This is a genomic window from Anabaena sp. UHCC 0204 (assembly GCF_009711975.1).
In the GTDB taxonomy this organism is placed as follows: Bacteria; Cyanobacteriota; Cyanobacteriia; order Cyanobacteriales; family Nostocaceae; genus Dolichospermum.
Window position 1 is genome coordinate 16,420 of record NZ_VIKW01000009.1, and the last position, 15,699, is coordinate 32,118.

A 15,699-nucleotide genomic window follows, 5' to 3' on the forward strand; every position below is an offset into this window, starting at 1 on the left:
ATAAGTAGTTGGGCGTTAAAAATTGTCGTTGGGGCAAGGGAACACTATGGCTTACGCCACGCTACGCTATCGGCTTCGCTCAGTGCATCGCAGGAACAGGAAGAGAGTTTTGGGCGATTTTAATAGTGATTTCCTAATTATCCAGGACTTACGCACAAGTCACGAAAGAACGAACCACGTTCGCGGAGCGTCCCGTTAGGGATAGAAAAGAGAGTTTCAGAGATATTTTGCGTAAGTCCTATTATCAACTAAACTCTTAATGTCCATCGAGATTTAGGACGGCTACTAACATAACAGGTTGTCTTAGTTCGGTCTGCTACTTCACAAACAGTTACTCCGGTACTTGAGTCGTAATAAATTGTTCCACCTGGATAGTCGGCATCGTCGTATTTAGCGCCGTTATTGACCGCATTATCTATCTGTGCTTCTGTAATACTTCGCTCGCTTGCTCTTTGTCTTAGATGACGTGTCGTTCCATCCGGCCAAAGTTGTACAGTCAAAATATTAGCAGTCTGGATTGATTCCTTTTTTGTTTGCATAAGCGATCGCTGCACAGCCCCACCATTCTGCTGAACTACATGAGTCAACTCATGGGCAATCAACTCCTGCCCCCCGCGACTCCCTGGATCATAAGCCCCTTGCCGAAAAAACACATCCTGTCCCGTTGTAAAAGCACGCGCCTGGATTGAGCGATTCAACTGGTCAGACTGTGCATCTGTGTGAACCTTTACCCCACTAAAATCCGCCCCCATCGCCTGCCCCATTGACCTTTGCAGTCCTGCATCTAATGGCTGTCCACTGCCCCTAGAACTGTTAATAGCGGTGTCTAAATCCTGTGAAGCTTCCCCTCCACCTATCGCTTCCCGACGCTGTACGGTTGACTTAGCTTGAAGTTCCTCTTCTAGTTCTTCCATGCGTTGGAGTGATGATATTTCCGGTTTCGCCTGAAGTTCCTCTTCTAGTTCTTCTTGCTGCTGTGGCTGTGGCTGTCCTTGAGCAGCTTGTACCGATGCAGGGGCATTGATCTGTTGTACCACTTGGGATGCTACCTGATCAGCTTCTTGTTCGTACTTGTCTCCAGGCTGCCCAATGGTTAATTTTGCTTGGACTGGTGATGGTGGGAATACGGGAACATTAGACAAGTCCAGTGCGTAACGCTTGGCGTGTTCATATTGGGCATCAAAGTCTATGTCTGTGGCGGGTGTTGCTGACTTTTTTGGGGTATCAATCCCAAACCCTCTTGTTTGAAAGGGGTTTGACTTTGGTGCAGATGTGTGATTTTGGCTGGTTTTGCTAATTCTATCCTGCATAATTACACCCACTACATCATTAAAGTAATGTTTTTATTTTTGCATAGTTTCCAATAAATCGGGTAATTGAGTCAATACAGTTGATATTTGTCATATTATTTAACTCAACTGTGCTACTAACTGATTTTCTATGCGCGATCGCATTGAAGGTCAATGTTCCATTTTTAGGCTTAATTCCTTTAAACTATTTTCCATTTGAAGTTTCCAATTTTCTGGTATATTTCCATCGTTCCCATAAACTTCTAACAGTTTGCAGCTAAAATCATAGACCATTTGTATGAATGTTTTTCTAGAGACAATGCTTTCACCAAAGACATGGTGATATACTTTCACTTCCTCTTTGTTAAATACATTGTCTGTTGCAAAGTCTTCGTCATCTAGGTCGTTGTAAAATAACACTCCCTGTGGGTCTCCCAAATAACCTCTGTCATTTAAAATGTCATGTATAAATTCCGGATACTTATGTAATCGCATACTAATGAAAAAAAATTGAAGAGGTTCGTTTTCTGGTTGTACCTCTAATCCTATTTTCATCGTATTTGTATATGTCGGATTGTTTATAATTTTATAATGCATTTTTTTATTATTTTTTATTTTCTATGCAAAAAAAATGTTGCTAACTGTCCTTGTCTAATAAATAAAGCCCATTAACGCTACCCCGTTTCTCTCCCTTCCAGTCCATTAAGGCGGAATTAAAAATTAACAATTAAAAATTAAAAAAGCAGATTACACAAGCTTCTTGAGAATTCTTAATGGTTGGTTGATTTACGCCGTACTGTACTAGTATTTCCTGACTTGACTGAGTGATACTTATAATCACTCTTTGAGAATAGTCAAAATATCTTCTAACCATTGCCGATAAGTTAGCCCCAGTCCAGGAGCGTAAATAGAACACAAAAGTTTGTGGATGACAATTTGACCCAAATCCCAATCATCTTCTAATGTCAGGTGATCCGCAATGAATTGTGCCAATTCTTGAGTTACCTGGGTAACAATCGCTTGAGAATTATTAGTCTTAAAGTCACGCACAACAACCTGAAATGATGGTGGCTCTCCCTGCCAGTCATAGATATAAGTCCAATCTTGGTGGAAGTAGCCACCGAAAAATTGTTTGAGTTCTGGATAAAGTTTTTCATACGATCTGCTGTCCAATTTCATAGGTGATTATCAGAAACTTAGTTTAACTTTGAGCTATGGTCTTGAGTTGGAATATTAATCCCTGAACTTGGGGATTTAACATGGGGAAAATATCTGACAACTTAGTTAGCACTTCACTAATAGAAAAAGAACTTTCAGAAAGATATAAAGGCTGTTTGCGATCTATTAAATCTGCCAAAATATTGAGGAGTGTTGTTGCCATATCTTCATCAGCGTTATCCAACAAATCCAAGAAAAGATGAATATCTTCCTTTGCACCTAATCTATATCTAGCTCCTAAAAGTTCCGCTTTCACCCTAAGAGAACTTTCTGATTTAATATGTGCTGCTAATTTTGGCAAAAGCGTTGGTGTACCTAATAGTCCGATAGAATTAGCTGCATAGGCTCGAACAGATTCATCAGGATCTACTAATGCTGCAAAGATTGCGGTTATTGCTTCCTCTTGTCCCAAGTCACCAAGAGTTTCTGCGGCTGAAGCACGAACGAGGGGATCAGGATCGTTTTCTAGCAAAAACATTATGGGTTCAATTGCTGCTGTATAACTAAGTATACCGAGAGAATCTAATGCTTCGGCTCTAATGATCGCTTCTGAATCAACTAATAATTTAACAAGTTCCTTCCCCACCAATTCCGGGTTTAATTGTCCTAAATAACCTAAAGCTGCTGCTGCTGTAAACCGGACTACAGTATCAGCAGAACTTAATAACGCTACTATTGTGGGTACTGCTGAATAAGCTTTAAGATCAAGCAGTTCCTGAACTCCCTCAACGACTTGAGAAGATTCACTAGAACTACACTGTTTGAGTAAAATATCAATTTTAGATTCTGACAATTGAGTATTTAATAAAACGTTTTAGGCGAATATAATCACTCTTTGAGAATAGTCAAAATTTCTCTTAACCATTGTCGATAAGTTAGCCCCAGTCCAGGAGCGTAAATACAAGACAAAAGTTTACGAGTTACTATTTCACCCAAATCCCAATCATCTTCTAATATCAGATGATCCGCAATGAATTGTTCCAATTCTTGAGTTACCTGGGTAACAATCGCTTGAGAATTATTAGTCTTAAAGTCACGCACAACAACCTGAAATGATGGTGACTTTCCCTGCCAGTCATAGATATAAGTCCAATCTTGGTGGAAGTAGCCACCGAAAAATTGTTTGAGTTCTGGATAAAGCTTTTCATAGTTGATTTTGCTAATCCTATCCTGCATAATTATACTCATTACATCATTAAAGTAATGTTTTTATTTTTGCATAGTTTCCCCTGATCGGGTAATTGAGCCGATACGTTTGATATTTGTCATCTTATTTAACTCAACTGTGCTACTAACTGATTTTCTACTAAGGTATTATTTGTTAATAAGTCCTCTACAGTAATTCTTAAAAACCGTTGTTCATCAATTTGAAACTGTACTTTTATCCGATCGCTTCCTGGAAATCCTGGTGGGCTGAGTTTGGCAATTTTACTTGCACCTGCTGTATCATTGAGGGGTTTAACAGTGGTGGTACGATTATCAATTTGACGAGTTATTAAGCGATCGCCATCAAAGTATACTTCTGTTCCGCCTGTTTCTGCTCCTAATTCCCCTACAATTAATTCAATACTGGGTTGATTTTCCATGGAAGCACCCAAAACTAATTCGACGGGTTGAGTCATGGGATAAGGTTGTCCAGTTTTAATAATCGGATGCCAACTATGGCGTTGATTACGGCGATCCCAATAACGGACACCATAGCTATGATAAAGATAGTCTTTGATTTCTATGCCTTGGGTAATTTGTAATGCACCATGAGCGATCGCTTCAAAAGGCAATTGACGACGAATTTTTTCTGGTTCAAAATATTGTTCTATCCATGTCTGCACGACTGGCAATTGTACTGTGCCACCAACTAATAATACTGCATTAATATCATCAATTTCTATTCCATAACGTCGTGCTTGCTGTAACAACGTCATCATCACATCATGGAGTTTATCAAAAAATCCATTTTCCTTGAGAATATTTTCAAAAGTTTGCCGATCTAGATCCATTTCATAACTTTCAAAAGTTTGATCATTAAAATAAACTTCACTCGCTTTATCTTGGTTTGATAGCTGAATTTTCACCCGTTCTGCTAGTCTTGTTGTCAGAGAACTTACTGGTAATCCTTGGGTTTTGGCAAAGTAATCTACTATCCAATTATCAATATCAGTTCCGCCTAGATTTTGCCCTGCTTTGGCTAACACACGGGCTGTTTTAATTTTTTGTTTAGAATCTTCCCCCAGAGTTTTCTCGCCCCATTTGAGGAGAAATCCTACGGGTTTAGTCTTGGCTTGTTTGATTTGATCTAGACTAACTAAAGATAAATCTAAAGTTCCTCCACCAAAGTCAATAACTAATAAAGTTCCTTGATCTGTTAAACCATATCCCAAAGCCGCAGCGGTGGGTTCATCTAACATCCGGATCTGTTCAACGGGTAATGATTGACAAACTTTCCCTAACCAGTGACGATAAGCTTCAAAGCTATCTACTGGTGCGGTTAAAACCAATGAATCTATTCCCCCTTCTAGGGGTGCTAATTCTGCAATGACTTTGGTTAAAAACCATTTTCCTATTTGTTCAAAGGTGATATTTTGGCCATCTAGTTCTGGTAAAAACCCTTGGATATCTGCACCGATTCCCCGTTTAAAACTCCGGAAAAATCTCGCATCGGTTTTTGTATCCAATCCGCGATCGCGCACCTGTTGTCCAGCTATAATTTTACCTAAGCTGGCATTTTCTACATAAACTAAGCTGGGAATCAGTGGAGGATTGAGAAATTGTTGCGTTGATAAACCAGGGAGATTCAGGGTTTCTGCTTGCTGGGTAACGGGATTCCAACGAGTGATAACTGTGTTACTTGTACCAAAATCAATCGCAATCGGCATATTTTTCGATTATTTCAGGGAATCGGGGACAGGGGGCAGAGGAAGCAGAGGGGCAGGGGTGCAGGGGTGCAGAGGGGCAGGGGTGCAGGGAGAATATGTTTTCTACTGACAACTGACTACTGACAAATTACCCATTACTAGAATAGACTATATTACTAGCACAAGACAAAGTAAGTTAATCAACTATTAAAAATACTTGAAAAGCCTATTTAATCTGCTTTATTAATTATTAATTTTTAATTCTACCCTGCGGTACTAGCAACTTTTGTGATATTAAATCTGTCAAGGTGTAAAATTTACCCAAATATCTATTTATGTCTTTTGACGCTAAAGGTATTCCCGGTTTACCTGATTTAACACATCCCCAGGAATTGGTGCAGTTTGGTTCTCAATTACTCCAAGGTTCACTGTTATTAGTATTTTTAATTGTAGCCTTGGGTGTGGCGATCGCTTTAATTAGTTTTTCTCTGCGAAGATATCCGACAGAACAAGCGGTTTTTTTTGGACAATGGTCAATTCGTTACTCCCAATTATTGCAGGGATTACAGCATTTAGCTCTAATTTTAATTTTGTTAGTAACGGGCTTTTTTCTGTGTTCAACTTTAAGCAATCGTTACCATTATTGGGAACAGGCAAAAGTGGCACAAGTTGCTGCTACTGTAGCTGGTGATAAACTTGAACAATTTGCGCCCCAAGTCCGTTACATTACCGAAGAACCTTATGTTTATAACACGCAAGTTAACGGCAAAATAGTTAAAGTTAATGATAAACAAAAAGTTACTCGTTATTTAGCTTTAGCTGGTTCACAAATTCAAGTTAAAATTAATCAAAGTGTAGATGTTCAAAATCGGAGTTCTATTTATCAAACAGACTACACTGCTGATTACAAAGTTATTAACCAATTGAGTGATATCAATAATTTTTACTTTGATGCTTCACCTCCTAATGGTTATTCACTATTAGCTAGTTATAAATTAGAACGTGATGGCACAAGATTACCACAAACAAATAACGATAATTATAGTTTTCCCTTCCGTTTAGAACCAGGGAAAGAAACTACTTTTAAAGTTACCTATCAAGCACAAGGTGGACCACGTTGGGTTTATAGTGCTACAAATCAGTTACTTTCCCAATTTCGGCTTGTAGCGATCGCTAATTTTAATAATGCCGATTTTGCTAGTGGGATTATTCCTAATAATATCAAAGTTGATGGACAAAGTACCCAATTTACTTGGACATTTGCCGAAAATGTTTCTGTGAAAAATCCTTTTGGTGTCTTTACTAGCACTAAACCAATTGGTAAAACTGGTATTCTTCCCAGGTTATTATTGTTAGCACCTGCTTTGTTTTTATGGTGGATATTACTTCTGTATCTATCCATAAATATGAGTTTAAAGAATGTCACTATTGCTGGCGGAATTTTCTTTGCTTGTTTACTAACTTTAACCTATACGGCACGGTTAATTAATGCTGAATTAGCTTGGATGGTAATTTCCTTAATTTTACTAGCTTTAACCTATGGTTTAGGTGCAAATCGTCGTGTTTCTCTAGCAGCAATTATTTGTACTATTGCTGGAGTTGTGTTACCTGTATTTGGTTTATTAATTCCCTTCACTGGTTTGACTTTGAGTATTGCAGCTTTACTTTCAGCGGTATGGTTAGCTGTGCTGCATTGGTATGGTTGGTATGATTTAAAGAAGGGAACAGGGAACAGGGAACAGGGAACAGGGAACAGATAAGAACCTGTAGTTGCTGAGTTTAAAGTTCAGTCAAAAAAAAGATGCGTAGCACGAAAAAAAACCGTGTAATTATTTAAATCTCATGTTTTTAAACATGAGTTGTTTCTGTGAAAAAGAAAATTAACCTCCTGCTAATTCTTTTTTTCTAAATAAAGCCCGATATACAGGTTCACCTTTTTTCTGAGTTGCTATTTCCCTTTCTGTGGGTACAGAGAGGGGATTTTCTGCTAACCATGTTGTTGTTCCTAACTTTTCAAAAGCGGGATTTTCATAAAAGCGATCGCACATTTCTGCTGCTACAAATTCTATATCCGATTGCAGGAAAACAACACCACCCACTGTTAAATATTTCTCTAATTCTTTCACTAATTCTGGTTGAACTACTCGACGTTTTGCATGACGATTTTTAAACCAAGGATCAGGAAATTGAATTGTGATTCTTTGTAATCTTCCTAAAGGTAAAGTTGATAATAACGAATCTAGGGAATTATTCACATTTGCAAATACATAATGCAAATTTGTTAAACCCATTTCGTCGCGGATTCTATTTGCTTCTATTACTAAAGGTTCTCGAATTTCTAAACCTAAAAAATTCCAATTTGGTTCTATTTCTGCCATTTTGAGGACAAATCTACCTCTAGCACAACCAATATCTAAATGTAGAGGTTGATTTGGTTGGATATAAATCTGATCCCAGTCTGGAGAAGCGGTTGGGGTTTGGAACTTACTCGCAAGGGGGTTAACGTGTTGACGAACTCGAACAGGTGACAAAATTTACTCTCCTTAAAAAACAACAATTCATAACAAATGTATACAAATATTATTAAGTCTAAATATTCCTACACAGGTATACATAGTAAGAGTTATACTTTGAGAAAAAGAATCTTTGCAACTTTATTTTTAACATTTTCTTAAATCAATGAAACTCAATTTTCGTTTTGCTATCGTTAGCGACTTACACATTGCACTTCCTCAAACCATCTGGGATCATCCTAGTCGGTTTCATTTGGTGGAAGTGAGTATTCCGGCTTTTGATAGTGTATTAGAACATTTAACACAATTAGATTTAGATTTTCTGTTGATCCCTGGAGATTTAACCCAACATGGTGAATCAGCAAACCACACTTGGTTAAAAAACAGGTTATCTCAGTTACCTTTTCCATCTTATGTTGTTCCTGGTAATCATGATGTCCCTGTTTTAATGGCCAATGAACAATCAATTGCGTTTGCAGATTTCCCTAGCTATTACCAAAAGTTTGGTTATGAAAATCCTGAACAACATTATTACAATCGTCAAATATTCCCAGGAGTAAGATTGATTGGTCTTAATTCTAACTCATTTAATGATCAAGGTCAGCAAATAGGACGGTTAGATAGTCAACAATTCCAATGGTTAGAAAAGCAATTAGCAGCCATTGAGGATGAATTAGTTTTAGTAATGATCCATCATAATGTGGTTGAACATTTACCGAATCAATCACGTCATCCGATGGCAAATCGTTATATGTTGGAAAATGCTGCTGAACTCCGTCAATTATTACAACGTTATGGAGTAAAGTTAGTATTTACAGGACATTTGCACGTTCAAGATGTTGCTTGTTCTGATGGAATATATGATATTACTACTGGTTCTTTAGTTAGCTATCCCCATCCTTATCGAGTATTAGAATTTAATCGGGATGAATTGGGGAGAGAATGGTTACAAGTTGTCTCTCATCGAGTTGAATCAGTACCAGATTTTCCCAATTTACAAACATTATCACGACAATGGATGGGCGATCGCTCTTATCCTTTCCTGATCAAATTATTAACTTTACCACCACTAAGTTTACCACTAGCACAAGCGCAAACACTAGCCCCCGGTTTACGGGACTTTTGGGCGACTATTGCTGATGGTGATGCCATGTTAGACTATCCCCACTTCCCTATCAATGTCCGTCGCTACATTGAAGAATATAGTGCCATTAATGATGGCAAAACAGCTTTAATTGATAACCACAGTACGCTTTTGATTGGTAAATAGGTGATTGGTGACTTGCCCTGAGCGTAGCCGAAGGGTTGGTGATTGGTAATTGGTGATTTTCTTTCTACTAACAACTGACAACTGACAACTGACAATTGACTCCTATTCCCTTAAAGAACGACAAATGGCAAAAACAGAAGTATAACCATGAAGGAACGTTCTGCCACTTACAGGACCGATTTCACCACCGCAGAAAAAGCCACCCATTGGCACATCATGGAGATAGCTGCTAAATAGTTGAGAATCAAAATTAGGTTTGCCATAAAGTCCTGTTCCCCTGCCTAAACAAGTAAACATTAAAGCCCCTAGAGGAGAAGGTTCACTGACATTTTGATTTTGATATTCTTGCAGTAAAATTTCTAAATCTTCTGCTGATGCTTTGGCATCCCGCAAATGAAATTGTAACCTTTGTCCGGGACGAATGCGATCGCCAATTGCGATCGCCCCAGCAGAAGGATCTACTCCCAAAATATTGCGAATCAAAAAATCACCCGAATGTAAATTTAGCCTAAACTCATCCATTGCTAAACCCACAAACAAAGAATGCTGTGCTAGAGTTCTATCTTCTTCACTCAAACTACTAATTAAATCCCGCAATACCACCAAGGGGACTTTTTCATCCAACTCAACAATAATATTCCTTTCAGCTTTGGTAACTTGCAACGGTTCACCAATGGGACGACATCCTTGGGCAACAATAGTATCTAATACAATATTGCCACTCAACGCTATACCTACCGTCCCTTCTCGATACAACTTATCATTACAAAATAACCCAACCCGACCATTCATAAACCCGCTGCTGGCTTGTCCCCCCACAACCACCGAACCAGGATAGGCAAAATCTAAGCCCTGCAATAAATCATTCGTTCCTGAAGCAAAAGGACTAGACAATAAAATAAACTGGGGTACTGGTGACGGTGGTACACCCACTAAATCAATCCAAGCAGTAGGGGAACTATCCGAATCTGGCAATTCTTCTGCCAGAATATGAAAAGGTTTGATCTCCACACCAGGAAGATGAGCTAAAGTCAGACTTAAGGCTGGTTCTGCTTCTATTTCTTCAGTTTCTCCTGTCTGTTTTTTCCCAATTACACCCCCAGCACTACAACCAATCAATATAGGTACAGAAAGTTTCTCTGCCAATAAAGGCAAAAGTCGGGAATACTCACTCATAAAAGCCGAAGAAATGAATACCAGCCCTAAATCCGCCGGTGCTGTTAATGATGCAACAGCTTGTTCTATAACATCGTTAATAGCCGCTTCTAAGGAAGGGCGAGTTGATAGGGCGTTTGTCCACTGCATTCGATCTGGCATGAGTTTTCGGCTTCTTTCTGTGTCGAGGTTAGTTGAATATTTTAACTAACTTTGTCACTTGTTGATTAGGGAAGAAGGAACAGTGAACAGGGAAAAGTGAACAGATAAGGAATACAGAGATTTTTCTTTGTTCCAAAAATGTTAAATTAATTTTGCTCAGGTACATATAAACACCTATTCAAACACAGGAGGCCATAATTCAGAAATAGCAATTTCCCAACCAGGAAATAATTCAGCTACGGTTAATTTATCATCTTCTGTTAATAATGTAATTTTCTCATGAGGACGATAAACAGTAACAGTTAATTCATCAGGATTAATTAAAATTCCTACCTTTGCACCTAATTCTAAAAACAATTTGAGTTTATCTTCTAATTTAGAAACTCTATCAGTTTTTGATTTAATTTCTACTACTAAATCAGGAACTAAATTACCAAAATCTCTCACAGTACGTTTTAATCTTTGGGCGGATACAAAGGAAACATCAGGAGCGCGTAAATCAGTATTCGGCATAATAAACCCACCACTGGAGTCAAATATTCGCCCTAATTTACGAGGTTTTATCCAATTACCTAATAATCTAATCAATTCAGCACCAATTTCACTAGATTCTATATCCGATGGACCCATAATTAAAATATTTCCTTCTTGTAGTTCTATTTGATAGTCTTTATCATCATCTTTTAATATTTGTTCTATTTTTTCTAAGGTGTCAATTGTGAGAGTCATATAATTTTCATCTCCAATGATATTTGTGATGATTTAATATTATAGCATATTTATTCAAATGCCCGATTTCTTTAAGAAGTCGGGGATCTGGTTTTTGTTATTGCTGTTTTACCCATTGTCGAAACTTCCTTAAAGTGGGACTTCTTCCAAGAATACGACTTTGTTCAACAAATTGGGGAATTATTTCTGAAATTGGTAAATTAGGAAAATTAGGACTAATTTCTGATTCTATATATTTACCATTTTGCAAAATATTAATCTGCAATTTATCATTTTCATATCGCCATACTTCGGGAACTGCTAAAGCTAAATAAGCATCTAATTGTGTTTTGGAAGTAACATCAATTTCTATAACTAAATCAGGAGGAGGATCAATATTTAAATCAATTTTTTCTTTACCAATCATCTGTACATGATTTTGAATATAAAATGAGTCATCTGGTTCTATCCCACTATTCATATCTTGACGTTTAAAGGTGGTTGAACCAAAACATTCACAATCAATTTCTAATTCCTCTAGAATTATTTTAACTAAATCTCCAATAATAACTTTCGCTACTTCATGCTTAGGTAACGGCATTTTAATTTCTAAATTCCCCTGATGATAAGCTAATCTACTAGCACGATTTTCTCCTAATTCTGTTAATATTTCTTCAAATTCCTGCCAAGAAATATTGTGTAATATAATTCTATGTCCTGGTGGTACTGTTAATTGCCTTATTTGTATTGTTACCATATTAGGAAAGCTGGTAAGGTGATTAAGTAAAAGATTCAGAAATAATTAATACTGGTTTCTCAACCTTTCTTTTTTCTCCTTTTTGGACATTAGATCCGTCTAAACTATATTTCTGAGTTATTTTATCAAGTTCTAAAATAGCTGTATCTAATTTTAACTTTTTCTTTTGCAACTTGTCAGCTTCTGAAATTAAATTTCTAACTTAGAGGATTAAAACTGCTTTAAATACGGGTTAGTATCCTCAATAACGCGAGTAAGTTTCGCTCATTTGGTAAAACGAATACCTGTATTGCGAATTGTTAACAAGACTTTAGGAGTCTGTTCAGAATGACATGACGCTATTGGCAAATCTTCCCCCACTTTCTATAATATTACTTTTTAAGGCAATAGATAATTGTCGCAATTTTTCGGGAACTTCTGCTTGAGGTAAGTTGGCTAAATGTACCGCGTGTCTTTGGATGTTTAAAGCGTCAGTTAGACGGGTTTCGTAGTAGGAAGATGCAGTTTTCCAGTCCCTTTTGTAGATACTCCTTAAATGCGGTTAAATTTTTCTAAACCAGATACAGATAAATATTTCAGACAAGCTATTTTTCTAACCTCACCTTGTGCATTAACAGGAAGATTTCTCTTTAAAATATATGGAACTGTCTTTCCAATCATTTCTTCAGCATTGTCAATTTCAATACTGACATAAACTTCTCTTTGTTCGCTAACATTTATATATTCTTCGTCGGTTGTTTCTAGAAGTTCTGAGATTTTCTTCGCTTCATAAGTATCATCTGTACATAGAAAATATAAAGAATTATCTATGAGTTCTTTTATATATTCAGAATTAATTTGATCATTTTTTCTGACATTTTCTAATGCCAATGCTGGCAATGCTGGTACAATAAGACATAAAGCCACAGGTCTAGTATCTTTTTGTTTTTGATATAATTTATGTGATACTTTAGTTTCTGCAACGTATTTTGCTTTTTTTCTACGTTTATTTTTAGTATTATTATTGATGTACTTTATATACGTCAAAGTTGCTACAATTAGAGATCCTATTACTACAAGATATAATTTCATATCATTCTTCTCCACATATTAACAGGCTTACCAAAACTTTTCTCAGGTTTAATTATATTATCATTCAAAATTAATTATTCACTTTCCAATATTTTTCTAAGCTAGAAGATTTTTCAGCTAAATCTTGAGCTTTTTCTTGCATAGGTAGCCAGATGTTTGTTTTCCAGATGTTTGTTTCTTTTTCATAATTTAGAGTAATTTCTTGGTGTGCTTTATTGAGTCTTTCTTGATATCGGTCAATAATATCATTCTGGATCTTATCTACATCTTGTTTTAGATAATCAATCCGTTGTATGATCCAAATTGCAAATTGATTGAATCTTTCTGGCTCTTGCTCTCTAGCCTGCATTATCCAACCTCCTAGTAAATCTTCTGTACTAGGTAATTTAGCATTATCACTAGATCGTTTTTCATATTCTATCTCATAAAATGTTTTTTTCCCTAACCATAATTTATACCAAACTCTTTTTCTTCTTTCAACTTTTATTTCTTCTTGCCAAGTTCCTTGTGTAATAGCAAATTCTGTTCTAAAGTGGAAACTAAATGTAAGTTTACAATCAACTTGAGTAAGTTTTGATTCAGGGAATTTAAAATAAAACATATTAGGTGCAATATCATTTGCTCCCTTTTCAAGATAGGATAAATTACACCGGAACAACTCAGATACAGCGTGTTCAATTCTATCTATTTGTTGTTTAGTTATTTGCTTTATCACATCTTCTATGATAATGTTCAGATGGATAGATAAGTTATTTAATTCCTCATTGATTGCTTTGAGTTTATTTTTTTCTTCTTCTGTTCTTGCTTCTATTGTTTTACCTTCTTTAGCAACAGAATTTGTGTAACCTAAATTAACCAAACGGTTTAAGTTTCTTGCTAGTAAACTAACATATTCAGCTTTTGCTTTTTTTAAATTCGGATTGTCTAAGTCTACTTTGCCAGTTTCTAAAGACCTTGCTACTGCATCCAAAACTATGTTTATGCCTTTTTTAAATTCAAACTCCCATGAATGAAGTGGAAATAATTTTTCTTTTAATTCATTATAAGGTTCTTTACTTTGGAGTTCTTCAATCTTCTTTCTTAAAAGGGACACTGGATCTGGACGATTACCTGATTGTTGTGCTATTATTCTTTTTATACTGGCATTTAGTTCTTCAAACGGTTTCTTCAACTTTGTGTTACTGTCTTGTAAAAAATGCTCAAGTGATGATCGGATGTGTAATATATTTTCACATTCTTGTTGATAGCGTTCTTCCGAACTATTAGGAATAGCTCTTGTTTTTTGTATTGCATATTCTGCGATTGGATTTCCAGCAGCAATATTAAAACGATCTATCATTTGGGGAATTACTAACTGCGGAAAATGTTTATTAATATGCTCCCTTAAATTATGATGAAATTCCTCTGCATAAGATTTCTGCCATAATGCCTCAGCAACTCTATTTTTATCGTGGCTATTCCATTTTTGTGTGTTACGTGGCAAGTCTTGTAATATATCTTCAATTAATCCATTAAAATGGTTATCCGCTTTTTTACAAGCATCAGCAGTATAAATATAATTTGGAATTTGCAAAGATAATAAAGCAGGCCATGTACTCAGTTTAACTACTTTTAAATTTTCAATCTCTTCTGTGTATTCTCTTAATTGATCAGTTAATTCATTTTTAATACTACGAATAGCTTTTTCAACAAACCGAGTTTCTGATTCTGGCCAGCTTCTATCTGCTCTAAAAACATCAATCTTATTTAGTACGAAAAGCATCCGCGCTGGAGAACCACCTAAATCTTTTACCTGCTGTACAACCTCTTGCAATAAACTTTTTACTTTCTGAGAATCTGTTTCCGCACTATTATAAGTAACTATACATAAAGCCTCTCGACATTGTTTAATAACATTAGCATTACCTTGATCACCCACATAAGCTAAACCAGGTAAATCAAGTATTCTGACTCTTGTTCCTTTTGGTAATTGTAACTGAGATTCTTTTAACAGTCGAAAAGGGTAAGAAATTGTAGATTGTGGACAGGCTAAATTTGGTTGTGTTTCTCTGTTTTCGATATAACTTATCATTGCTTGATAAAGACGTTGATAAATTTTATCGTCACTAATTCCTCTCCATTCTCCACACTCCCATAATGCTCCCGGTGTTTCGTGAATGATCAGAGATTTGTCTTTACTGTACTCAATAGTCACAGCCCCAGCACTCATTTCACTCACTGCAACCGGGACTATTTCTGCTCCACATAGCAAATTTACTAAAGTGCTTTTACCGCTACTTGTAGTCCCTGTTGTGGCTAGGGTAAGAGTAGGATTTTGCAATTCGTAAATTAGCTGAGTTAAGGCTGTTTCTAAGTTGTTAGATAGTTCTTGAATTTCCGGCTGATAACTCTCTGGTAAATGCTGAGATATTTCCGTGTGAAAATTATTCCAGTATTGAGCCAGTAGCTTGGCTTTAAACTCGATTTCTTCAAATACCTTATATACTGAGTTACTCATATTGCCAAAATCCATACTTGGTTTTGTTTAGTTTTGTCGGTCAATGTCTAAATATTATTACATAGTATACTTAGAATGTACAATAAAACAAGTCAAAGCAAAATCCAGTATATTCACAATACCTCTACCCCAATTTTGTGACAAGTTTAGTCAACTTTGATCATTAAAGCAATAACACCCTTACATTTCAAAGGAAGAGAGCGTCAA

The 15,699-nt window shown here is 36.4% G+C and carries 14 protein-coding genes; 2 read left to right on the forward strand and 12 right to left on the reverse strand.

Annotated elements, in window-relative coordinates; genetic code table 11:
* Positions 1-248: 248 nt before the first annotated feature.
* The 6 genes from FJR04_RS09200 to FJR04_RS09225 form a co-directional block, all read right to left on the reverse strand.
* Complete coding sequence (locus FJR04_RS09200) at positions 249-1,310, reverse strand: DUF4157 domain-containing protein (protein ID WP_168493869.1); 1,062 nt, start codon at positions 1,308-1,310, stop codon at positions 249-251.
* A 150-nt stretch (positions 1,311-1,460) separates the two neighbouring features.
* A complete protein-coding gene (locus FJR04_RS09205; protein ID WP_168493871.1) occupies positions 1,461-1,886 on the reverse strand; it encodes a hypothetical protein in 426 nt (141 codons plus the stop codon).
* 240 nt (positions 1,887-2,126) lie between these two features.
* On the reverse strand, positions 2,127-2,468 hold the full coding sequence (locus FJR04_RS09210) for a contact-dependent growth inhibition system immunity protein (RefSeq protein ID WP_168493873.1): 342 nt from the start codon (positions 2,466-2,468) through the stop codon (positions 2,127-2,129).
* A gap of 22 nt (positions 2,469-2,490) precedes the next feature.
* Complete coding sequence (locus FJR04_RS09215; protein ID WP_168493875.1) at positions 2,491-3,300, reverse strand: HEAT repeat domain-containing protein; 810 nt, start codon at positions 3,298-3,300, stop codon at positions 2,491-2,493.
* Between the two features lie 35 nt (positions 3,301-3,335).
* The gene (locus FJR04_RS09220; RefSeq protein WP_168493877.1) at positions 3,336-3,683 is read right to left on the reverse strand and encodes a contact-dependent growth inhibition system immunity protein; all 348 of its coding nucleotides are present in this window, start codon (positions 3,681-3,683) and stop codon (positions 3,336-3,338) included.
* A 98-nt stretch (positions 3,684-3,781) separates the two neighbouring features.
* Complete coding sequence (locus tag FJR04_RS09225; RefSeq protein ID WP_168493879.1) at positions 3,782-5,380, reverse strand: Hsp70 family protein; 1,599 nt, start codon at positions 5,378-5,380, stop codon at positions 3,782-3,784.
* 314 nt (positions 5,381-5,694) lie between these two features.
* Between FJR04_RS09225 and FJR04_RS09230 the strand changes: the two genes are divergently transcribed.
* A complete protein-coding gene (locus FJR04_RS09230; RefSeq protein WP_168493881.1) occupies positions 5,695-7,119 on the forward strand; it encodes a UbiA family prenyltransferase in 1,425 nt (474 codons plus the stop codon).
* A 120-nt stretch (positions 7,120-7,239) separates the two neighbouring features.
* Here the strand turns inward: FJR04_RS09230 and trmB are convergent, their stop codons facing one another.
* Positions 7,240-7,890, reverse strand: a complete 651-nt coding sequence (trmB, locus tag FJR04_RS09235; RefSeq protein WP_168493883.1) for a tRNA (guanosine(46)-N7)-methyltransferase TrmB — start codon at positions 7,888-7,890, stop codon at positions 7,240-7,242.
* A gap of 148 nt (positions 7,891-8,038) precedes the next feature.
* Between trmB and FJR04_RS09240 the strand changes: the two genes are divergently transcribed.
* Positions 8,039-9,142 carry a metallophosphoesterase gene (locus FJR04_RS09240; RefSeq protein ID WP_168493885.1) on the forward strand — a complete coding sequence of 368 codons (1,104 nt, stop codon included), beginning with the start codon at positions 8,039-8,041 and terminating at the stop codon, positions 9,140-9,142.
* Positions 9,143-9,244: 102 nt separating this feature from the next.
* Here FJR04_RS09240 and FJR04_RS09245 read toward each other — a convergent pair whose 3' ends face one another.
* The 5 genes from FJR04_RS09245 to FJR04_RS09265 form a co-directional block, all read right to left on the reverse strand.
* Positions 9,245-10,459, reverse strand: a complete 1,215-nt coding sequence (locus tag FJR04_RS09245) for an FIST N-terminal domain-containing protein (RefSeq protein WP_168493887.1) — start codon at positions 10,457-10,459, stop codon at positions 9,245-9,247.
* A gap of 174 nt (positions 10,460-10,633) precedes the next feature.
* Positions 10,634-11,188, reverse strand: coding sequence for a Uma2 family endonuclease (locus FJR04_RS09250; protein ID WP_168493889.1), 555 nt, complete (start codon positions 11,186-11,188; stop codon positions 10,634-10,636).
* A 97-nt stretch (positions 11,189-11,285) separates the two neighbouring features.
* Positions 11,286-11,924: a Uma2 family endonuclease gene (locus FJR04_RS09255; protein WP_168493891.1), complete on the reverse strand. Its 639-nt coding sequence runs from the start codon at positions 11,922-11,924 to the stop codon at positions 11,286-11,288.
* Between the two features lie 531 nt (positions 11,925-12,455).
* Entirely contained in the window at positions 12,456-12,995 is a 540-nt protein-coding gene (locus FJR04_RS09260) for a hypothetical protein (RefSeq protein WP_168493893.1), read from the reverse strand.
* A 70-nt stretch (positions 12,996-13,065) separates the two neighbouring features.
* Positions 13,066-15,492 carry a dynamin family protein gene (locus tag FJR04_RS09265; protein ID WP_168493895.1) on the reverse strand — a complete coding sequence of 809 codons (2,427 nt, stop codon included), beginning with the start codon at positions 15,490-15,492 and terminating at the stop codon, positions 13,066-13,068.
* Positions 15,493-15,699 lie beyond the last annotated feature (207 nt).